This is a genomic window from Longimicrobium sp. (assembly GCF_048594345.1).
In the GTDB taxonomy this organism is placed as follows: domain Bacteria; phylum Gemmatimonadota; class Gemmatimonadetes; order Longimicrobiales; family Longimicrobiaceae; genus Longimicrobium.
The window spans coordinates 15,300-35,961 of sequence record NZ_JBMDXM010000226.1 but is presented as its reverse complement, the minus strand read 5'-3'; the positions used below and the strand labels follow the sequence as shown (position 1 = coordinate 35,961).

Genomic DNA, 20,662 nt, shown 5'->3' with positions numbered 1-20,662 from the left:
GTCCGTTCGTACCGTACTTTCGAACTCTCGTACTTTCGTACTTCGTACTCACCGAGGAGGCCGGGATGCAGCTCGCCACGCAGGGCTTTCACCACGTCACCATGGTCGCGGCCGACGCGGCGCGCACGACGGCGTTCTACCGCGACGTGCTGGGGCTGGAGATGGTGAAGCAGGCGGCGGACTACGACGATCCGGGCGCGCACCACCTGTATTTTGGCGACCGTGACGGGCGGCCGGGGACGCTGCTGACCTTTCTGGAGTGGCCGCGGGCGCCCAAGGGCCGGCCGGGGATTGGCGGCGTCCACCACACCGCGCTGGGGGTGGAGACGGACGAGGCGCTGCTCAGGTGGAAGCGGCGGCTGACGGACGCGGGCGCGCACACGTCAGGCCCGTACGACCGGGGCTACTTCACCAGCCTGTACTTTCGCGACCCCGACGGGCAGATCATGGAGATCGCCACGGCCGGGCCCGGCTACGCGATCGACGAGCCCGCGGAGGCGCTGGGGCGCGAGCTGCTGCTTCCGCCCGAGCGCATCGTGCGGGGCCACCGCGACGAGGCCGCCATCGCCGCGCTTACGTGGCCCGAGCCGGTGCCGGAGATTACGCCCGACATGGTGCTGCACGGCATTCACCACGTCAGCGGCATCACGGACGACCTGGGGCGCGCGGGCGAGTTCTACGAGCAGGCGCTGGGGCTGCGGATGGTCAAAAAGACCACCAACCGCGACGACGCCACGATGCTGCACTACTTCTGGGCCGCGTACGACAGCAAGACCATCGCGCCGCATAGCTCGTGGACGCTCTTCGGATTTCAGCCGGACTGGAACCGCGCGCGCGGCGGCACCGGCCAGACGCACCACATCGCCTTCCGCGCCCGGGACGAGGACGAGCTGCGCGCCTGGCGCGACCACCTGCAGTCGCGGCAGGTGCCGGTGAGCAACGTGCTGGACCGCACCTTCTACCGTTCGATCACCTTTCAGGCGCCGGACGGCCAGCCGGTGGAGATCTCGACCGACGGCCCCGGCTTCGGGCCGGCGTAGGCAGGAAAGACGGGATCGGCATGGGACCGGCGCGGAATCTTCCGCGCCGGTCTCTGCGCAGGTGCGGACGGCCGATGCGTCGTGGCTCCACGCCCGCCCCTGGCGGCACCCGGAGCGTCCGCGTAACGAAACTCTCGACACGGCGCGCGAGACGACGCAGATTGCCATCCCGTTCGCGCCTTTTGGCGTGGTGGTCTTCTCCTTCCCCGGGAGTCAGGCATGAACCGAGTTCTCCCTCTCCTTTGCGCCGCCCTGTTGGGCGTGGGCGCGTGCAAGGACGGCGGCACGCCCACCGTCCCCAAGGAGAACGCAGACCTGGTCGTGCACCTGAGCGTGGGCGCGTCGCCGGCCACCGTAGAGACGGGGCCGCAGGCGCAGCAGCTCATCTCGTGCACGTTCACCCTGTTCGCGCTGGCCAGTGGCGACCTGGCCGCGCGCGCGGACTGGACGGGCGGCATGGTTCGCATGTTCACCGGCTTCGACACCCAGGCGGTCGACTCGATGTCACTCAGCTCTTCCGATCTGACCGAGGTGTTCGGGGGACCGTTCAGCCCGCTCCTGGACGGCGTCGCCCTGCTCGAAGCGACTGCCTCCGCGCCGTTCTCGATTGTGGCCGAGGTGTCGTACCGGGTGCAGAACACCGACGCGCGCCGTGTGGCAACCAGCGCCCCCGCCACGTGTGCCCCGTCGCCAGTGGCGAGCCGCACGGGAAGGGTCTCCGCCTTTTCGGTGTCGCCTCCACGGGCTGCGCCATCCCGCCGGGGAGGCAGGCTGCACTGACGTGTTTCGCACCGCATCCAGAAGCGGCGCCTTCCCCAGCCGGGGGAGGCGCCGCGTTGCATTCAGCGGGTCAAGGATGAGACCGAGGTACACCCGCGGTTCCTCCACCGCGCACCCCTGGGGGCCCTCACCCGCTCGCTTAGGCTCGCACCCTCTCCCGCAAGCGGGAGAGGGTATAAACGTCACACCTGATTGCGGCGTTTTGATCCGGCTTTCGTGATGGCGTCTGACTGCGTGTCGACAACCTCAGCGGAGAGTTCGCCCTGATTGTTCCGCGGGTCCGGCTCGCAGATGAAGGTAATCCGCGTCGCGATATCTTCACCTTTTTAGCCAGGCTGCGGCCAGCCGGGCGTTTTCGAGCAGTTCCTGGAATGCGTTATCGTCCATGCGCCACCTCCGTTGGGCTCTGACCCGTTCGCACGGGCTCCGCCGCGGTTCTGGCGATGAGCGTCAGGACGGAGCGCATGTCGGAGAGCACTTCTTCGTTGCGGAAGCGGAGGACGCGGATGTCGCGGGCCTGCAGGTGCGCCGTGCGCGCGGCATCGCGCTCCTGCTGCTCCGGTGCGTCGTGGACGTCGCCGTCGAGTTCCACGCACAGCCGCACTTCGGGGCAGTAGAAGTCGAGCACCAGCCCGTCGAGCGTGTGCTGGCGGCGGAAGCGCAGCCCGTTGACGGCGCGGTTGCGCAGGACGCGCCAGAGCGCCTTTTCAGCAGGTGTGGGGTTCTTCCGCATCTCCCGCGCAGCCTGCCGTACCTCGTAGGACGTGTTCCGCGACATACCATGACCGCGCACCAGAGCCGCAGTTTATACCCTCTCCCGCTTGCGGGAGAGGGTGCGAGCCTAAGCGAGCGGGTGAGGGTCCCCGCGGCGCGCACAGAATCTATACGCGGTTTATCTGTTGTTCAATCCGTACGCTTTTCACGCCACCGGCGGCACGCCTTCTACTACTGCACCACCCTCCGCACCTCGCCCACCGCGACGGCGGCGCCGCCGCGGCGGGGGTCGGCAATGGCGGACTGGTAGCCGTTGGGAAGCACGATGATGGACTGCACATCGCCCTGGTAGCCCTCGCGCTCCGCCAGCGCGTGGCCCATGGCGCGCAACCGGGCCGCCGTGGCGGCGGAAAGGCCGTCGTTCTCGTACCGCAGGCTGTCCGGCAGGTGCTGGTGGTGCAGGCGCGGGGCGGCGGTGGCCGTCGTCACGTCCATCCGGAAGTCCACCACGTTGCTCACGATCTGCGCGATGGAGGTGATGATGGTGGCGCCCCCCGGCGTCCCCGTCACCAGCAGCACGCGGCCGCGGGGGTCCAGCACGATGGTGGGTGTCATGGCGCTCAGCATCCGCTTGCCGGGCGCCACGGCGTTGGCCGCGCCCTGCACCAGGCCGAACTGGTTGGGGACGCCCGGCTTGGCGGTAAAGTCGTCCATCTCGTTGTTCATCACGATGCCGGCGCCTTCGATCGTCACCAGGCTGCCGTACAGCGAGTTGATGGTGGTGGTCACCGCGACGGCGTTGCCGGCCTCGTCCACGATGGAGTAGTGCGTGGTGTGCGTCCCCTCGCGCGGCGGCGCGCCCAGCCCCGGCGCCACCTGCGGCGACGGCGTGGCGCGGTCCAGCGCGATGGTGGCGCGCCGCTCCGCCGCGTATTCGTCGCTGATCATCCGCTGCGTGGGCTGCGGCACGAAATCCGGATCGGCCAGATACGCGTTGCGGTCGGCGTAGGCGCGGCGGGCGGCTTCGGCGAATACGTGCACGTGCTCGGGGGACAGGTATCCCATCGAGCGCAGGTCGTATCCCTCCAGGATGTTCAGCATCTCCGCCATGGTCACCCCGCCGGAACTGGGCGGCGGCATGGAGATCACCTCGTGGCCGCGGTAGCCAAAGCGCAGCGGGTCGCGCCAGACGGCGCGGTAGCGGGCCAGGTCCTCGCGGGTGATGAGTCCGTTGCCGCGCCGCATCTCCGCCTCAATCAGCTCCGCCGTGCGGCCGCCGTAAAAGCCGGCCATCCCGTCCGCGGCGATGCGGCGAAAGGTGTTGGCCAGGTCCGTCTGCACCAGCCGGTCACCCACGCGCGGGGGCCGGTTGTTGGGGAGAAAGATGCGTGCGGTCTCGTGAAAGCGGCCGATCTTGTCCGCGTTGCTGCGCAGCGAGTTGGCCAGCCGCTCGTGGACCACGATCCCCTCCGCCAAATTCACCGCCGGCTGCACCAGGTCAGCCCAGGGCAGCGTGCCGAAGCGCTTGTGCGCCTCCCACATTCCCGCGACCGAGCCGGGAACGCCTGAGGCCAGGTGCCCCATCAGCGACCGGTCGGTCACGTTCCCCGCCGCGTCCAGGAACATGTTCGCCGTCGCGGCCATCGGCGCCGCTTCGCGAAAGTCCAGCGACGCGGTGGTGCCGTTCGCCATCCGCACCACCATGAAGCCGCCGCCGCCGATGTTTCCCGCCTCGGGGTTCACCACCGCCAGGGCAAAGTGCGTGGCCACGGCGGCGTCCACCGCGTTGCCGCCCCGCCGCAGGATCTCGGCGCCTACCTCCGAGGCCACGCGGTCGGTGGTCACCACCATCCCCTTCTCGGCCACCACGGGCGACATGGAGCCGTTGGGGAAGGCCCAGTTGGGGGCAAAGGTGACGGTGTCGCCCTGTGCCGCGTCAGCCCGCGACAGCCCCGAGGGGCCGCAGGCGGGGACGGACAGCACCAGCGGGGCGAGCAGCAGAGCGAGCGCGCGCGAACGGATCATCGGTATCAGCCGTGTAGCAGGACTCTGGTCGTGGCGGGGGAAACGCCGTAGCTTTCAAACTACAGGGAATAGGGAACAGGGAATAGGGAATAGCCGGCGGGGATTCGCACGGGCTGCGGCGGACGGTCGCCTGCACACCCCGGCTTATTCTCGCATTGCACCTCAGGAACATCGCCGAGCCCGGCTCCAGGAGCGAACGAATTCGCCGCTGGGAGATCGCAAAGTCCACCTTCGTGGACTGTGGCCGCGAGTACCGGCCGCGTCGAAATGCGAGAATGCCGGCCGCCGTACGGTTGCGGACGCGCAGGTGCGTGGGATGCCGCACACTCCCGGGCCGCCGAGTCCACGCAGGTGGACTTTGTGCAGTTGTAGCGGCGAATTCATTCGCTCCTGCGGGGGGGGACGCGCCGGAATCCAGGGAGTCACACATGGGAGCGGCAGGCCCCTTATCTTGATGCTGGTCCTGGGGCACTTGATCTCCGGCACTGGACACTCGTTCTCCTCTGGGGCCCGAAGCGTGCGGAGGCTTGCGTTCTCCCGCGAAACCGCGCACGTTGCGGACTCGCCCAGAGATACGATTCCCACGATCCACCGGATGACCAAGCCGCCGCTGGACCCCCGGCTGACCGAGCAGCGCAACCCCGCCACCGCGGAGATCGACCGCCTTTCCGCGCTGGAGATCGCCCGGATCATCAACCGCGAAGACCAGCGCATCGCGCCCGCCGTGGCCACGCAGCTGGACTGCATTGCCCGGGCGATCGAGATGGCGGAAGACACCTTCCGCGCCGGCGGACGGATGGTGTACGTGGGGGCGGGAACGTCGGGGCGGCTGGGCGTGCTGGACGCGTCGGAGATGCCGCCCACCTACGGCACCGATCCCGCCATGATCCAGGGGATCATCGCCGGCGGGTACGGCGCGCTGCTCAAGGCCGTCGAGGGCGCCGAGGACAGCCGCGAAGACGGCGCCGCGGTGATGGACGAGCTGAAAGTGGGGCGCGACGACTTCATCTTCGGCATCGCGGCGTCGGGGACCACGCCGTACGTGCACGGGGCGCTCACCCGGGCCAAGCAGCGCGGCGCGAAAGCGGGCTTTCTGCTCTGCACGGAGCCGGAAGAGTGGATGCTGCAGGTGTACGACGTCGTCATCGCCGTGCTGGCGGGGCCCGAAGTCGTCACCGGCTCCACGCGGATGAAGGCGGGGACGGCCACCAAGCTGGTGCTCAACATGATCACCACGGGCGCCATGATCCGCCTGGGCAAGGTGTACGGCAACCTGATGGTGGACCTGCGGGCGACCAACCAGAAGCTGGTGGACCGCAGCGAGCGCATCCTGATGGAAACGCTGGACCTGGAGCGCGAGGACGCCCGCGACCTGCTGGCCCGCAGCGGCGGCAGCGTAAAGACGGCCATGGTAATGCACTGGACGGGCACCGACCGCGAGCACGCCGCGGAGGAACTGGCCCGCGCCGGCGGCCGCCTGGGCGACCTGGTGAAGATCGACGCGCGATGATGGAGGGGGATCCGCGCACCCTCCCCGCTAGCCCGCCCAGCGAGGTGGAGTGGGAAGACCTGCTGGTGCGCCTGGAGATCATGCCGCGGGCGCTGCGTGTGGCCATGGAAGACGCGTCGGCGGATTCCGACGCCGTGGCGCGAGCCCTCCGCTCCGGTGTGGCGATGGAGGCGGTGCTGCAGGTGATGCTGGAGGCCATGGTGGACGGCCGTGACCTTTCCGCCCCCGACGCGAAGGGAGCGGGGGTAAGCCCGTCGGGGAGTCCGCAGGAGCTGCTGGCGGAGTACGCGCGGCTGCGGATGCGCAATTTCGTCATGGTGCAGCGCCGGGGGCTGAACGTGTGGGAGTGGACGGTGCGTGGAGGTCCCTTTCACGGCGCCACGGCGTACCAGCTGTTCCAGTTCGCCGCAAAGTCCGATGGCGCGCTGCTGGCCGCCATCCGCCGCGCCGGGCGTGCGGAGCCCGCCGCGTGAGGATCGTGGGGCTGATGTCGGGCACCTCGCTGGACGGCGTCGACGCGGCGCTGGTCGACGTCGGGGGCAGCGGGACGGACGACGTGACGGTGGACGTCATCCACTCCCTCACCCTCCCCTACGACGAGGCGCGGCGCACGGCGATCCACGACGCCATCGTGGCGGGGACGGCGGAGGCGCTCTGCGGCCTGCACGGCGACCTGGGCGAGTGGCTGGCGGAGGCCGCGCTCGCCGTCTGCGCGCAGGCGGGCGTCGACGTCGCCACGGTGGACGCGGTCGGCTCGCACGGGCAGACGGTGTGGCACCGGCCGCCGGCGGAGGGAAGGCGCGGCGCCACGCTGCAGCTGGGGGACCCGGCGACCCTCGCGGAGCGGACGGGGCGCACGGTGATCAGCGACTTCCGCACGCGCGACGTGGCGGCGGGGGGGCAGGGGGCGCCGCTGGTGCCGTGGGTGGAGCAGCTGCTGTTCGCCCTGCCGGACCGGGCGCGAGCGCTGCAGAACCTGGGCGGCATCGGCAACGTGACGCGCGTGCCGCCCAAAGGGAGCGCCGAGCCGGTGTGGGCGTTCGACACCGGACCCGCCAATTCGCTGATCGACGCGGCGGTGGAGCTGGCGACGGACGGGCGCCACCGGTACGACCGCGACGGGCGGCTGGCGGCGCGGGGGACGGTGGACGAGGCGCTGCTGGCGGAGCTGCTGCGCCACCCGTACTTCGCCGCGGAGCCGCCCAAGTCCACCGGCCGCGAGGAGTTCGGCCGGCCCTTCGTGGAGCGCCTGGTGCAGGCCGTGGCTCCGGAGGGCGACCAGGACTGGATGGACCTGGTTGCCACCCTCACGGAGCTCACCGCCCGCACGGTGGCCGACGCGTACGCCCGCTGGGTGGTGCCGCGCGGCGTGGACGAGGTGGTGCTGAGCGGCGGCGGGGCACGCAACCCCGTCCTGTCCGGGCGCATCCGGACGTTGTTGGAACCGCTCCCGGTGGTGGACGGAGCGACGCTGGGCGTCGATCCCGACGCCAAGGAGGCGGTGGCGTTCGCGGTGCTGGCGTGGGCGCACCTGCGCGGCATTCCCGCCAACGTCCCAGCCGCCACGGGCGCGGCCGGTCCGCGGGTGCTGGGGTCGCTTACGCCCGGCGCCTGATCCACATCTCCCGAGACGTACGATGCAGCAGACGCGCATCCACTTCCTGACCGGCATGGTCCGCGGCGCCCTGGCGCTGGCGGGCCTGGCGGCGCTGGGAGGATGCGCGCTGATGCAGACGTCCGCGCCGCCGCGCTACGGCAACCGCCCGTTCGTCAACGAGGTGGTGCGCATTCTGGACGTGGAGGAGCCGTCGCCCGCGTTCTACCGCGAGCGGGAGCGGCTGGTGGTGATGGGGCCGGAGCTGGACGCCGTGCTGATCGGCCTGGTGGAGGACGAGTCGCGCGACGAGAGCGTGCGCGCCAACAGCGTGGTGCTGCTTGCGGAACGGCGCGCGTCCGGCTCCATGCACCTGCTTCGCCGCCAGCTGGCGGCCAGCACCAGCGACCTGGTGCGCGCGGCGGCGGTGCGCGGGCTGCAGCGCTTTGCCCCCGACTCCGCCGGCGCGCGCAACGCCCTGCGCGCGGCGGTGGGCGACGCCAGCCCGCGGGTGCGGCTAATCGTGCTGGAGCGGCTGGAGGTGGAGGATGCGCCGCTGATCCGCGCGCTGCTGTCCCGCGAGGACGACCCGCGGGTGCGCACCATCGCCCGGCAGCTGCTGGAGCTGCTGGAGGCGCGCGGCGCCCGGCTGGTGCGCGACCCCCGCGGCGACCTGCGCACCTCGGGGCGCGAAGGTGCGCCGCAGATCGTCTTCAACCCCACCTGGCGCGACTCGCTGGGCGGGGTGGAGATCGGCGGGCTGTGGGTGGAGATGCCGGGGTCCACCACGCTGGTGCCGCTGGCGCAGGAGGTGGAGGTGGTGGGCGAGGTGGTGCCGGCGTTCTTCAACGTGGAGCGCACGGTCGTCGCGTACGAGGCGGGGGGCGAGGTCCGCATCCGCGACCTGCGCAGCGGCGGAACGCGCGTTCTGGGCCCCGGGGCCGCGCCGCGGGTGATCCCGCTTACGGACCACATCGTCTACGTGCGCCCGCGGCCGGACGGCTACAAGCCCGTGGGTGACGCGGCCACGGTAACGTACGACGTGATCCGCGCCTCGCTGCTCGCCGGCGCGCCGGAGGTGATCGGCAGCCTGGAGGCGCGGGTGCGCCCCGAGGTGCACGCGGGGGCCTCGCCGGTGCGGTGGATGGTGGTGGGCGAGACGAGCAACGGCTTCGTTCTGCGCGGCCCGGGGGTGCGGCCGTTCGTGCTGCCGGGGCCGTATGAGACGCCCGGGCCGCAGCGGTGAAACGGCAGGGAATAGGGAACAGGGAATAGGGAATAGCCTGCAACGGCCCTCACCCGCCGGTCCGGCGCCCTTCGCGCGGGACCGGCGGTTGCGTAGGGGGTGGATGCGGGACCTTCGGCAAGCTCCGCGCAGGCCCCCTCCGGGCCGGCACCACCGGCCCACCTCCCCCGAAACTGCCGGCGGGGGTTGGGTGTGGGGCAGGTGGCGGTGAGTTTCGGAAGGTTGGGCGCGGGATGGTGGGCCGCCCCCCTCCCCGGCCCTCCCCCGCAAACTGCGCGGGGGAGGGAGGTGCGACGCACCTTGCCGAAGCGGGGTCTGTTCTCCTCTCCCCCCTGCAGTTCGGGGGGGAGAGGCCGGGAGAGGGGGGGCGCCGGCGGACGAAGTTCGATGCTGGTCGTCGAGCCCCGATCCAGCGGCCACACGCAGTTCTCCCCTCTCCGTGAGGACCGACCGGGGAGGGGCCGGGGGAGGGGCACCCCCGCGGACGCAGCTCGATGGCGTTCGCCGAGCCCCGAACTGTCGGCAACCCAACCTCCCCCAGGGGTTTTGGGGGAGGTGGGCCGGTGGTGCCGGCCCGGAGGGGGCGCGCAGGGCCCGGCCGATACGAGTCATCCACAGACACACATCTCCAGCTGGAGTGATGGTTTGAACGTAGCGCGGCTGCTGCTGCCCGCGATCCGCTGGGACGCGGAGAGCGGATTCGAGGGGTACCGGGAGACGATCGAGCGGGGGCTGGAACTGGGCGTCGGGGGATTCATCCTCTTTGGCGGAGAGGCCAACGCGGTGCGCGCGCTCACGGACGAGCTGCACCGCCGCTCGCTGCACCCGCTGCTCATCGCCAGCGACCTGGAGCGCGGGGCGGGGCAGCAGTTCCGCGGCGCCACGCCGCTTCCGCCCGCCGCGGCGCTGGGCTGGCTGGACGACCAGGCGCTCACCGAGCGCGCGGGCGAGCTTACGGCCCGCGAGGCGCGCGCGCTGGGCGTAAACTGGATCTACGCCCCCGTCGCCGACGTGGACCTGGAGCCGGAGAACCCCATCATCGGCGTGCGTGCGTTCGGTTCGCGGCCGGAGGGCGTGGCGCGGCACGTGGCGGCGTGGGTGCGCGGATGCGCCCGCGGCGGCGCGCTCTCGTGCGCCAAGCACTTTCCCGGGCACGGCCGCACGGTGGGCGACTCGCACATCGAGCGCCCCGCCGTCCACGCTTCGCGCGAAGAGCTTGAGGAGGACCTGGAGCCCTTCCGCGCCGGGATCGCCGCCGGGGTGGACTCGCTGATGACGGCCCACGTCGTTTACCCCGCGCTGGACGGCGCCGGGCCCGCAACCCTCTCCGCGCCGATCCTGGAGGGGCTGCTGCGCCGGGAGATGGGCTTCGGCGGGCTGGTGGTGACGGACGCCATCATCATGGAGGGGATGACGGAGGGCGGCAGCGAGGCCGCTGCTTCGGTGCAGGCGCTGGCGGCCGGCTGCGACCTGCTGCTGTATCCGCAGGACAACGACGCCGTGATCGCCGAGGTGCAGGCGGCGGTGGAGGACGGCCGCCTGCCGCGCGAGCGGATCGCGGAGGCGCTGGGGCGGATCGCGGCGGCGGCGGAGCGGGTGGCGGGGCCGGTGGATGCGGAATGGGGAGCGGATGAGGACCGGCGCTGGGCGCTGGAGATCGCGGTGAAGAGCCTGCGCGCGTGCCGGGGCGAGCCGCGGTTGCCGGCGGGCCGCGTACGCATCGAGGAGGTGGAGGATGACGGGGGCGGACCGTGGCCGCCGTATCCGCGCCTGGCCTTTCCCGCGGCGTTGCGTGCGGCCGGCGTGGAGATCGCGGACGACGGCGAGCCGATCGTCGCGCTCTACTCCGACATCCGCGCCTGGAAGGGGCGCCCCGGCATCAGCGCCGCGGCACAGGAGCGTGTCCGCGCCATCACGGCGCAGCATCCGGACGCGACTGTCATCCTCTTCAGCCATCCCCGCCTTGCCGCCGACATCCCCACGGCGAAAAACCTGCTGGCCGGCTGGGGCGGCGAGGCCATCATGCAGGAGGCCGCGGTGGCGTGGCTTACGGGCCGGCACGGCGGGATGGTGGGGCTCGCGGGCGGGCTGGACCGGTAGACGAGGGGTGAGGGAATAGGGAATAGGGAATAGGGAACAGCGGGATGATGGAAGTCGCGCCTTCCCGCGATCTCGTTCCGAGGCCCGGCCGCACCATTCCGCCCGTCCGCGCCGCCGGTTGCAGGGCCGGGGAATCCCGCCTCCAGGAGCGAATGATCCAATCACGGATCGACCCCGACGATTCTCCCGGTAGCGGACGCGCCGGTGCATGGGACGCCGCACACGGCCGGGCCGCCGAGTCCACGGAGGTGGACTTTGTGCAGTTGTAGCGGCGAATTTATTCGCTCCTGCAGGCGGACGGCACGTGACTGGTGCAAATTCTCGCTGGCATCATTCGCTCCTGCGCGGACTGTAGCCGCACCTGCGCGGCGCGGCGACGGATCGCGAGCATCGGAGAGCGGAATCCTCGGGCAACGCAGGTGTTCTCGGCAGGGCAGGGATCCAGTGGCGCCTCGTTCGAAAATGACAGGTCCGGTGGCGGATCGAGACAAAGGCGTCCCGTGGGACGCCTTTGCTGCGTCCAGACGCATCGGTGCTTAGTCCACCGATCCCGCTATTCCCTATTCCCTATTCCCTATTCCCTGCGGTTTCCCCGACCTCTGGCGTCCAACTTGCGCACGGCGGCGCCGTAGATCCCGGTCCCCACCCCACCCCACGCTCGCGAGGAAACCCTTGAACGAGCATCGATCCACGTCCATCCTGCGCGTCTTCGGTCAGCCGAAGATGGCGGCGCTGCTGTTCCTGGGCTTTTCATCCGGCCTGCCGCTGTTCCTTACCAGCAGCACGCTGCAGGCGTGGATGACGGTGGAAAAGGTGGATCTCACCACCGTCGGCCTCGTAAGCCTGCTCAGCATCCCGTACTCCTTCAAGTTCCTCATCGCGCCGCTGATGGACCGCTACATTCCGCCGTTCCTGGGACGGCGTCGCGGATGGCTGGTCATCACCCAGGTCGCGCTGTTCATCTGCATCGCCGCCATGTCGATGCACGACCCGCGGCGCGGGCTGCAGTTGCTGGCCATCAACGCCCTGCTGATCGCGTTCTTCAGCGCCGCGCAGGACGTGGTGGTGGACGCGTACAGCATCGACGTGCTGGAAGAGCGCGAGATGGGCGCGGGCGCGTCGCTCAAGGTGATGGGATACCGCCTGGCGCTGGTCGTCACCGGCGGCGTGGCGCTGATGCTGGCGGACCGGATGTCGTGGCCCACGGTGTACCTGGTGATGGCGGCGCTGATGCTGATCGGCATCGGGGCGTCCATCGTCGCGCCGGAGCCGGTGCTGCGCGAGGGGCCACCGACCACGCTGTTCAACGCGGTGGTGCTGCCATTCAAGGACTTCATTCAGCGCGCGGGTGTGGGCATCGCGGCTCTGCTGCTGCTGTTCGTGGTGCTGTACAGCCTGTCCGACCGCATGGTGCAGAACATGACCGTGCCATTCCTCCTGGCGCAGGGCTACACGCAGACGGACATCGGCGCCATCCGCGGCGTCATCGGGCTGATCGCGACCATCGTGGGCGTGCTGGCGGGCGGGGCGCTGGTGGCGCAGCTGGGCATCAACCGCTCGCTGTGGGTGCTGGCGGCCATCCAGATGGGGAGCAACCTGGCGTATTACTGGCTGTCGATCACCGAGCCCGGCCGCGCCAAGCTCACCACCGCCATCGTCGTCGAGAACTTCGCGGGCGGGCTGGTGACGGCGGGCTTCGTGGCGTTTCTGATGTCGCTGTGCAGCAAGCAGTTTTCGGCCACGCAGTACGCGTTGCTCAGCAGCTTCATGGCGTTCGCCCGCGACGTGCTGGTGGCGCCGTCGGGCGGCATCGCGGAGCGGACGGGGTGGCCGCAGTTCTTTCTGATCACCATCGCCGCCGGCATTCCCATCCTGCTGCTGCTCCCCATTATCGCGCCGTGGACGCGGGAGAATCCGCGCGGCGCGGCGCCGCATTCCGGCGAGGTGGCGCATGCCGGAACGGCGTCGGAGCCGTGGGACGGTGAGCGGGTGAGCGGGTGAGCGGGTGAACGGGGTGTGATGGTGTGATGGTGTGATGGTGTGATGGTGTGATGGTGTGATGCGGGTGATGCGGGTGATGCGGGTGATGCGGGTGGATGGGTCGACGGGTGAACGCGAAGACGGGATGAAGAAGACGATGATTCGTATCCGCCCGGCCGCCTTGCTGGCGCTGGCGCTGCTGGCCGCCTGCTCCGGAGGAGGCCGCCGCGCCGCGCCCGCTCCCGTGCCGACGCCGTCGGACCCATCGCAGACAGCTCCGATGACCCATCCCGGTGTCGATCCGCCGATCCGCAACGACCTGCCGCCGGTGCCGGCCCGCCAGGGCGCGCTGCGCATCGACGTGACGTATCCCGGCGACAACGCGGCGCTCGCGACGGCGGACAGCAACTTCATCTTCGGCAGCGTGGGGACGGGCGGCGCAACGCTGACCATCAACGGCGCCCCCGTGGAGGTGGCCGCGAACGGCGCGTTCCTGGGCTTCGTGCCCGTGCCCCGCGACGGCGTGTACCGGCTGCGCGCTTCCGCGGGCGGGCAGACGGCGGAGGTGGAGCGGCGCGTGCGCGTGCCGTCGCAGGGTGGGGCCGCGGTGACGGGGATCGCCGCCGGCTCCATCTCGCCGCGCGGGACGATGACGGGGTACCCGGGCGAGCGGGTGACGGTGCGCTTTCGCGGCGCGCCCGGCGCACGCGCGCAGATCCGCATGCCGGACGGCAGCACCTACCCGCTGGCGGAGACGCGGGTGATGGAGCGCGCCGAGGGCTTCATGCAGGACCAGGCTGTGGCGGCGCGCGAGGTGTCGGAGTACGCGGGCACCTTTCCCATCACCGCCCCCCTGCGCGCCCCCGGCGACACGCTGCGCCCCACGCTGGTGGCGCAGGACGCGGCGGGGCCGGCGATCATCGAGTTCGCGCACGGGACGGAAACCTCGCGCACGCCGCTGCCGCTGAACGTGGGCGTGCTGCGCGAGGGGGATACGCGGCTGGCGATCGCATCCGCCACCCGGCCGGGATCGATGGCCATCGGCACGGCGATCCCGGGGTCGGGGACGCCGTACCACTGGTTCTTTCCCAACGGCACCAGGCTGACGGTCACCGGCGAGCGCGAAGGCGTGTACCGCGTGCGCCTGACGAGCGACCTGTCCGTGTGGGTGGCCGCGGGCGACGTGCGGCTGATGCCGGAGGGCGCACCTCCCGCGACCGGGACGGTGGGCACGGTGCGGGTGGATCCGGAGCCGGGGCACGTGGACCTGCGGCTGGTGACCAGCGACCGGCTGCCATTCGAGGTGCGGGTGGTGGATGACCGGTGGATGGAGGTCCGCGTGTACGGCGCGGAGTCGCGCGCCAACTGGCTGCACTGTGGCACGGAAGATCCGCTGGTGCGCCGGGTGGAGTGGCAGCAGGAGCGTGACGACCTGTTTGTCGTCCGGATGGAGCTGGCCGAGGCGGTGTGGGGATACCGCGCGTTCTGGGACGAGCGCGGAAGCCTGGTCGTCCGCGTCCGCCGCCCGCCGCGGATGGACGGCGCGCGGCCCATGCAGGGGCTGCGGATCGCGGTGGATGCGGGGCATCCGCCCGGCGGCGCCATCGGCCCCACGGGGCTTACGGAGGCGGAGGCGAACCTGGCCATCAGCAAGCAGCTGGTGCGCATGCTGCGCGACGCCGGCGCCGAGGTGCTGGAGACGCGGCCTGACGAGCAGCCGGTAGACCTGGGCGTGCGCCCGCAGCGCGCGGCGGAGTGGGACGCGCACCTGCTGGTTTCCGTCCACAACAACGCGTTCCCCGACGGCGTGAATCCGTGGGAGAACAACGGCACCAGCGTGTTCTACAACCAGCCGCAGTCGCTGGATCTCGCGCGCCACATGCAGCGCGAGCTGCTGCGGGAGATCGGGCTGCGCGACCTGGGGGTGGCGCGCGCGGACCTGGCGCTGGTGCGGCCCACGTGGATGCCGTCGGTGCTCACCGAGACCATGTTCCTGATGGTCCCGCAGCAGGAAGCCGCCCTGCGCGACCCCGCCGTCCACGAGCGCATTGCCCGCGCGCACGTCCGCGCGATCGAGGGATTTCTGCGGGAGCGGATGGAGGCGGGAGCGGGGCGGTAGGGCCGCATTGGAAGCGACCCGCGGGGCGCCCCCTCCGCTCGCTCAGGCTCGCACCTCCCCCGAGAAAGACCAAAAGAGACTGGGGGAGGTTGGGTGTGGGGCAGGGGGCAGGGTGCTTCGGATGGTTCCGCGCGGCGCCCCCTCCGGGCTCGTAAACCTCGCCCACCTCCCCCGAAACTGCCGGGGGAGGTTGGGTGTGGGGCAGCCTGTGGGGTGCTTTCGGAGGGTCAGGTGCGAGATGGTGTGCCGCCCCCCTCCCCGGCCCTCCCCCGCAAACAGCGCGGGGGAGGGAGGTGCGACGCACCTGGTCGAAGCGGGATCGAAGTTCTCCTCTCCCCCCTGCAGTTCGGGGGGGAGAGGCCGGGAGAGGGGGGGCGCCCGCGGACGAAGTTCGATGCTGGTCGTCGAGCCCGGATCCAGCGGCCACACGCAGTTCTCCCCTCTCCGTGAGGAACGAACGGGGAGGGGTCGGGGGAGGGGCACCCCGCGGACGCAGTTCGATTCCGTTCGCCGCGCCCGTTCGTCCGAAATCAATGTCCATCGAAATCCACATCCCATGACCCGATTGCGGGCCTTTCTCCTCGCCCTGTCGCTCGTCCTGATCCCCGCACTCGCGCCGCCTGCCGGTGCGCAGGTAGCCCCGGATGCGCACTGGCACACGTTCGACACGCCGCACTACCAGGTGCACTACCAGGACGGGCTTGAGGCGCTGGCCCGGCGCGCGGCGGCGCGGGCGGAGGAGGCGCGGGTGGCGCTCACCGAGGCGTTCGTGCAGCCGCCGCGCGGGCGTGTGCACCTGGTGATCGCCGACAACCTGGACTACGCCAACGGGCTGGCCAGCCTGTTCCCCCGCAACCGCGTGGTCGTCTATGCGCACGGGCCGGTAGAGGAGCCGTCGCTGGCGTATTCGTTCGACTGGCTGGAGGTGGTGGTGAGCCACGAGCTGGCCCACGTCCATCACCTGGACTACGCCAGCCCGCTCATCCGCGGCCTTCGTTCGGTGCTGGGGCGCAACCCGATGCTGTTCCCCAACGCCAGTGTGCCGCAGTGGACCACCGAGGGGCTGGCCACGTACCTGGAATCCCGCCTCACCGGCGCGGGCCGCGTGCGTGGCAGCTTTCACGAGATGATCCTGCGCACGGCGATCCTGGAGGACCGCTTCTTCGCCATCGACCGCGTGACGGGGCGGCCCACCACCTGGCCGTCGGGCAATTCGGCGTACGTGTACGGGTCGATGTTCGAAGACTACCTGTCGCAACGCTACGGGCCGGAGCGCGCGGGTGCCTTCGTGCGCACGGTGGGCGGGCGGTGGATTCCGTACTTTATCGACGAGGCGGCGCGCGATGCGTACGGGGTCACCTTTTCCCGCGCGTGGGGCGAGTGGCGCGACTCGCTGCACACGGCGTACGCGGCACGGGCGGACTCGCTGCGGGCGATCGGCCTTACCGAGCCGGAGCAGCTGACGCGCGAGGGGCGGGTGACGCAGTTCCCCCGCTGGTCGCCGGACGGGACGCGGCTCGCGTTCGCGCAGGCCACGGGGCGCGACGATCCGGCGACGCGCATCCTGCACACGGATGGGCGCATCGAGACGATCGCCGCGCGAAAGACGGTGGGGCCGCTGGCGTGGCTGCCGGACGGGAGCGCCCTTGTCACGTCGCAGCTGGACCTGGTGGATCCGCATCGCATCTTCAGCGACCTGTACCGCGTCCCGGTTACCGGCGGCACGCGGCGCCTGACGCGCGCGGAGCGATGGTCGGAGCCGGACGTGTCGCGCGACGGGCGCATCGTGGCCGTGCGGGGCGGGGGTGAGGCGAACGCGCTCGTGCTGGCGGATGCGGAGGGGCGCGAGATGCGGACGCTGGTACCGGCGGCGCCGGACGTGTGGTGGTCGGCGCCGCGCTGGTCGCCGGATGGGGGGCGGATCGCGGTCTCGCGGCAGCGGACGGGCGGACTGTACGACGTGGTGCTGCTGGATGCGGACGGCCGCGTCATCCGCGAGCTGACGCAGGATCGTGCGCTGGACATGAACCCCACGTGGTCGCCGGACGGGCGCTACGTCGTCTTTTCGTCGGACCGCACCGGCATCACCAACCTGTACGCGTACGACCTGACGGCCGGCAGGCTGCTGCAGGTGACCAACGTGCTGACCGGCGCCTACCAGCCGGACGTGTCGCCGGACGGGCGGTGGATCGCGTTCGCGTGGTACCGTTCGGACGGCTACCACATCGCCCGCATTCCGTATGATCCCGCGACGTGGCGCCCGGCGCCGCCGCTGCGCGAGGACGCGACGCGGCCGGGGCCGGACCCCGCGCGCTACGCGGCGACGGCGGGCGGTCCCTCGCGGCCCTACTCGGCATGGCGCACCCTGCCGCCGACCACGTGGAGCCCCATCCTGGTACCGGACGAGGGCGAGTTGGGGGCTGCGATCGGCATCGGTGTGGGGGGGAATGACGTGCTGGAGCGCCACCGCTACGCCGCCGCCCTCACCGTGCGCAGCGAAGCGGGGCGCGTGGAGGGGAACGCGGGCTACATCTACGCCGGGCTGGGGGTGCCGGTGCTGGGCGCGTCGGCGTTCCTGGACTGGGACGTGGCGCGCGCGGCGAACTTCTTCGTCCGCCCCGGCGGCGACACCATCCGCACGGCGCTGCTGGAGCGCGAGCGGTCGGTTTCCGTGGTCGCGACCTTTCCGCGGCCGCGCTTTCGCTCGTACAGCTGGCTTAGCGTGGGGCTTAACCTGCGCCAGCGCCGCTTCAGCTGGGACGATGCGGAGCAGGCGGCCGGTGCGCTGCCGCCGGAGCTGGCGCCGGACCTGGGCGCGGTGCTGACGGTGGGACGGTCCACGGCGCGCGGGTTCGACTTTTCCATCAGCCAGGAAGAGGGGTGGACCAACAGCCTGACGGTGGAGGGGCGCCGCTACACCCGCGCGCTGGGTGACCAGACGGAGCCGCCCGGCTACATTCGCGTGGCCGGCCGCTCGCAGCGGTACGACGCCTTTGGCCGCGGCGGCCTGTTCGCGCGGCCGGTGCTGGCGATGCGGGTGCTGGCGGCGGCGGACGTGGGTTCGCGCAGCCCCGGCTTTTTCGTCGGCGGGCTGAGCGGCGGCGGCATTGGGCTGCCGCTGAGCACGGGGTTGGGGATTGGCGGCGAGCTGGACTTTCCCGTGCGGGGGTACGCGGAGGGTGCGCAGGTGGGTGACCGCGCCATCTCCGGCAGCGTGGAGTACCGCCAGCCCATCGCGCTGGTGGAGCGCGGATACAAGCTGGTGCCGGCGTTCCTGGACCGGCTGTGGGGCGCCGCGTTTGTGGACGGCGGCACCGCGTGGTGCCTGGACGACTGCCCGCGCTTCCTTTCCCCTACCCGCGAGGCGAAGCCGATCTTTTCCGTGGGCGCCGAGCTGGCTGCGGAGCTGACGTTCTTTTTCTACGGCGACTTTACCGTCGTGGGCGGATTCGGCGTGCCGCTGAGCGAGGTGGACACCGGCGCCGGGCCCGAGCGCCCGCGGCCCCTGGGGTACGTGCGGTTCGGGCGAAGTTTTTAGCGGCCCGTGATATCCCGCAGTGGTATGGCCCGCGCCCACCGTTCTGTTTGAGCGGTGGGCGCTCGTTTCTGGCCCGATCTCGAACACGTCTGCTCGTGCGTGGCCCCGTCAGAACGCGCGTTTCTGAACCGATCCCAAACACGGATGCTCACTACTGGCCGTGTTCTGGCGCGGGATTGACCGGGCGGTGAGACGCGGGATATTCCGTCATTCCATCCCTGCCCACACGTTGCTGAGCCCCAGAGATGATGACATATTCGATGCTGGATTCATCTACACGCGAGCAGCCGATGTTCAGAGTCAAAGGTGCGACCACAATTGCCACGGTGACAGACCTCCGCCGGTCCGCGAACGAGCTGCTTCAGCGCGCCGAAGCGGGCGAGAGCGTGGTCGTGCAGCGAAACGCCGAGGCCGTGGGTGTGCTCGTGGGATATGAAGCGTTCCAGAAGCTGCAGGCGGTGGCCGAGCGGCTGGAGGATCTGGAGCTGCTGCTCCTCGCCCGTCGGCGGGAGCGCGCGATTGAGCGTGGCGAAGATCGGCTGATCCCGCTGGAAGAGGTGATGCGGGACCTGGGGATGGAGCCCGGCGCCGGCGACGAAAGTTGACGCGCCCATGGCTCGCTACAGGATCTACGTCGCGGAGGCGGCGCAGAAGGAGTTGAAGAAGCTCGGCCCCGCCGCGGCCAAAGAAATCCTCACGCAGATCGAAAAGAAGCTCGGCGACGAGCCACAGGCGTACGGGCGGCCGCTCGCGGGAGAGCTTGGAGGCTACTTCCGCCTTCGCGTCACCGGCTACAGCGTCGTCTACAAGGTCGTCGAGGATAGGGTCTGGGTGATTGTGCTCGCCGCCGGAAAGCGTGATGAGGGCAACGTCGACAACATCTACGACTGGCTCACGGGTGATCTGCTGAGCAAACGGCTCGAAGCGCTTCTTCGGGATATCGAGAACGACGGTGACGACGAGGGTTGACCCGAGGCGGGTGGGGCGCGCCGTATCAAGCCCCACCCGTTCACCCGCTCACCCGCTCACCCGCTCACCCGTTCACTCTCCGCCCTCCGCCCGGCACGGAACCTGAACAAGCAACCGGCACAAGCAGTTACGCGACCCGCAGACCAGGAGATCGCCATTATGGCCGGAAAGCGACCCGACCAGCACAACATCGACCCGCGCGAAGCCGGCGCGACGGACTACAAGAACCTTCCGCAGACGGGCCAGGGCAACAGCAGCCTGGACGACACCGTCCTGAAGGACCGGGAGCGCCTGTCGGAATCCATGGCCGCCGGCAACAACACGCCGTTCAACTTCGGCAAGCCGGCTCCCTCCGTGCACGCGCGCGCGGGACAGCCGGTGGATGACGACGATGCGGCGGGCGACGAGGGCAAGGCGCGCGAGGCCCGCGGCAACACCGACCCGCGTGACGAAGGGGTGGGCGCATGACGACGGAGCGCGACGCCGGTCCCGGCCCGCGCAAGGAGATCGGCGGCGCGGCAAGCTCGCAGGTGCATCCGCCGCACGTGACGGAGAACGACAGGGGGGCGCAGGCGCAGGAGAGCACCCAGGCGCCCAACACGGTGCCCCTGGCTCCGGCCAACGCGCACGGCCAGGACCTGGTGGAGGCCGACAAGCAGGTGCGCCAGATCGACGACGAGTCGATGTACGGCAACCGCCCTGGCGAGGACAAGGACCGCAGCAAGACCGACTCGCCCTGAGGGGGTGAACGGGTGAGGGGGTGAACGGGTGAAAGGAGCCCCGTCCGGCAAGCGAAAGCGAGCCAGGGCGGGGCTTCCGGTCTTTCGGCGGCGGAGTTCGGGCGCGCGCTGGGCTTCGAGGCCATGTGCCGGCGCGGTCAAAGACACGATCCGGTTGGGTCGATCTGCTACCCTGGCCGCTTCGGCGCGGAGGCGTGTCAACCCCGTGACCGGGCATCCGCACGCCGTTATCTTTGGCGCCCGCTGGGGAGAGGGGACAGGGTACGAGGGACAGGTTACAAGGCGTAGCTGCGGGTCCTCGCCGCGC

Annotated in this window: 16 protein-coding genes; 14 read left to right on the top strand and 2 right to left on the bottom strand. The window is 70.8% G+C overall.

The annotated features are described in order from the left end of the window. Positions 1-65: 65 nt before the first annotated feature. Both ACOJUJ_RS23890 and ACOJUJ_RS23885 read left to right on the top strand, forming a co-directional pair. Positions 66-1,040, top strand: a complete 975-nt coding sequence (locus tag ACOJUJ_RS23890) for a VOC family protein (protein ID WP_420129433.1) — start codon at positions 66-68, stop codon at positions 1,038-1,040. A gap of 219 nt (positions 1,041-1,259) precedes the next feature. Beyond that, positions 1,260-1,820 carry a hypothetical protein gene (locus tag ACOJUJ_RS23885; RefSeq protein ID WP_420129432.1) on the top strand — a complete coding sequence of 187 codons (561 nt, stop codon included), beginning with the start codon at positions 1,260-1,262 and terminating at the stop codon, positions 1,818-1,820. A 376-nt stretch (positions 1,821-2,196) separates the two neighbouring features. Here ACOJUJ_RS23885 and ACOJUJ_RS23880 read toward each other — a convergent pair whose 3' ends face one another. Both ACOJUJ_RS23880 and ggt read right to left on the bottom strand, forming a co-directional pair. Next, positions 2,197-2,598, bottom strand: coding sequence for an endonuclease domain-containing protein (locus tag ACOJUJ_RS23880; protein ID WP_420129431.1), 402 nt, complete (start codon positions 2,596-2,598; stop codon positions 2,197-2,199). Positions 2,599-2,765: 167 nt separating this feature from the next. Next, positions 2,766-4,559: a gamma-glutamyltransferase gene (gene ggt / locus ACOJUJ_RS23875; protein ID WP_420129430.1), complete on the bottom strand. Its 1,794-nt coding sequence runs from the start codon at positions 4,557-4,559 to the stop codon at positions 2,766-2,768. 595 nt (positions 4,560-5,154) lie between these two features. On the opposite strand from ggt, the gene murQ reads away from it, so the two are divergent. The 12 genes from murQ (at position 5,155) to ACOJUJ_RS23815 (ending at position 20,355) form a co-directional block, all read left to right on the top strand. Then, on the top strand, positions 5,155-6,069 hold the full coding sequence (gene murQ / locus ACOJUJ_RS23870) for an N-acetylmuramic acid 6-phosphate etherase (RefSeq protein ID WP_420129429.1): 915 nt from the start codon (positions 5,155-5,157) through the stop codon (positions 6,067-6,069). Continuing rightward, positions 6,066-6,542 (top strand): hypothetical protein, encoded by a 477-nt coding sequence (locus ACOJUJ_RS23865; RefSeq protein ID WP_420129428.1) that lies wholly within the window; start codon positions 6,066-6,068, stop codon positions 6,540-6,542. Before murQ ends, ACOJUJ_RS23865 begins: the two co-directional genes overlap by 4 nt. Beyond that, a complete protein-coding gene (locus ACOJUJ_RS23860) occupies positions 6,539-7,684 on the top strand; it encodes an anhydro-N-acetylmuramic acid kinase (RefSeq protein ID WP_420129427.1) in 1,146 nt (381 codons plus the stop codon). Before ACOJUJ_RS23865 ends, ACOJUJ_RS23860 begins: the two co-directional genes overlap by 4 nt. A gap of 22 nt (positions 7,685-7,706) precedes the next feature. Then, positions 7,707-8,909 carry a HEAT repeat domain-containing protein gene (locus ACOJUJ_RS23855; protein WP_420129426.1) on the top strand — a complete coding sequence of 401 codons (1,203 nt, stop codon included), beginning with the start codon at positions 7,707-7,709 and terminating at the stop codon, positions 8,907-8,909. 645 nt (positions 8,910-9,554) lie between these two features. Beyond that, positions 9,555-11,009 carry a glycoside hydrolase family 3 protein gene (locus ACOJUJ_RS23850; protein ID WP_420129425.1) on the top strand — a complete coding sequence of 485 codons (1,455 nt, stop codon included), beginning with the start codon at positions 9,555-9,557 and terminating at the stop codon, positions 11,007-11,009. 672 nt (positions 11,010-11,681) lie between these two features. Beyond that, positions 11,682-13,010 (top strand): AmpG family muropeptide MFS transporter, encoded by a 1,329-nt coding sequence (locus tag ACOJUJ_RS23845; protein ID WP_420129424.1) that lies wholly within the window; start codon positions 11,682-11,684, stop codon positions 13,008-13,010. Between the two features lie 136 nt (positions 13,011-13,146). Further along, positions 13,147-15,108: an N-acetylmuramoyl-L-alanine amidase gene (locus ACOJUJ_RS23840; RefSeq protein ID WP_420129423.1), complete on the top strand. Its 1,962-nt coding sequence runs from the start codon at positions 13,147-13,149 to the stop codon at positions 15,106-15,108. Positions 15,109-15,664: 556 nt separating this feature from the next. Further along, a complete protein-coding gene (locus ACOJUJ_RS23835) occupies positions 15,665-18,646 on the top strand; it encodes a hypothetical protein (RefSeq protein WP_420129422.1) in 2,982 nt (993 codons plus the stop codon). A gap of 245 nt (positions 18,647-18,891) precedes the next feature. Beyond that, on the top strand, positions 18,892-19,251 hold the full coding sequence (locus ACOJUJ_RS23830; RefSeq protein WP_420129421.1) for a type II toxin-antitoxin system Phd/YefM family antitoxin: 360 nt from the start codon (positions 18,892-18,894) through the stop codon (positions 19,249-19,251). 7 nt (positions 19,252-19,258) lie between these two features. Then, entirely contained in the window at positions 19,259-19,615 is a 357-nt protein-coding gene (locus ACOJUJ_RS23825; protein ID WP_420129420.1) for a type II toxin-antitoxin system RelE family toxin, read from the top strand. A gap of 159 nt (positions 19,616-19,774) precedes the next feature. After that, positions 19,775-20,083 carry a hypothetical protein gene (locus ACOJUJ_RS23820; RefSeq protein WP_420129419.1) on the top strand — a complete coding sequence of 103 codons (309 nt, stop codon included), beginning with the start codon at positions 19,775-19,777 and terminating at the stop codon, positions 20,081-20,083. Next, positions 20,080-20,355 (top strand): hypothetical protein, encoded by a 276-nt coding sequence (locus ACOJUJ_RS23815; RefSeq protein ID WP_420129418.1) that lies wholly within the window; start codon positions 20,080-20,082, stop codon positions 20,353-20,355. Before ACOJUJ_RS23820 ends, ACOJUJ_RS23815 begins: the two co-directional genes overlap by 4 nt. Positions 20,356-20,662 lie beyond the last annotated feature (307 nt).

Excerpts from the sequence above, each read along its gene's own strand:
- ACOJUJ_RS23865 (WP_420129428.1), top strand. The coding sequence starts at position 6,066 with ATGATGGAGGGGGATCCGCGCACCCTCCCCGCTAGCCCGCCCAGCGAG.
- ACOJUJ_RS23855 (WP_420129426.1), top strand. The coding sequence starts at position 7,707 with ATGCAGCAGACGCGCATCCACTTCCTGACCGGCATGGTCCGCGGCGCC.
- ACOJUJ_RS23840 (WP_420129423.1), top strand. The coding sequence starts at position 13,147 with ATGATTCGTATCCGCCCGGCCGCCTTGCTGGCGCTGGCGCTGCTGGCC.
- ACOJUJ_RS23820 (WP_420129419.1), top strand. The coding sequence starts at position 19,775 with ATGGCCGGAAAGCGACCCGACCAGCACAACATCGACCCGCGCGAAGCC.
- ACOJUJ_RS23890 (WP_420129433.1), top strand. The coding sequence starts at position 66 with ATGCAGCTCGCCACGCAGGGCTTTCACCACGTCACCATGGTCGCGGCC.
- ggt (WP_420129430.1), bottom strand. The coding sequence starts at position 4,559 with ATGATCCGTTCGCGCGCGCTCGCTCTGCTGCTCGCCCCGCTGGTGCTG.
- ACOJUJ_RS23815 (WP_420129418.1), top strand. The coding sequence starts at position 20,080 with ATGACGACGGAGCGCGACGCCGGTCCCGGCCCGCGCAAGGAGATCGGC.
- ACOJUJ_RS23830 (WP_420129421.1), top strand. The coding sequence starts at position 18,892 with ATGATGACATATTCGATGCTGGATTCATCTACACGCGAGCAGCCGATG.
- ACOJUJ_RS23835 (WP_420129422.1), top strand. The coding sequence starts at position 15,665 with ATGACCCGATTGCGGGCCTTTCTCCTCGCCCTGTCGCTCGTCCTGATC.
- ACOJUJ_RS23885 (WP_420129432.1), top strand. The coding sequence starts at position 1,260 with ATGAACCGAGTTCTCCCTCTCCTTTGCGCCGCCCTGTTGGGCGTGGGC.
- murQ (WP_420129429.1), top strand. The coding sequence starts at position 5,155 with ATGACCAAGCCGCCGCTGGACCCCCGGCTGACCGAGCAGCGCAACCCC.
- ACOJUJ_RS23825 (WP_420129420.1), top strand. The coding sequence starts at position 19,259 with ATGGCTCGCTACAGGATCTACGTCGCGGAGGCGGCGCAGAAGGAGTTG.
- ACOJUJ_RS23880 (WP_420129431.1), bottom strand. The coding sequence starts at position 2,598 with ATGTCGCGGAACACGTCCTACGAGGTACGGCAGGCTGCGCGGGAGATG.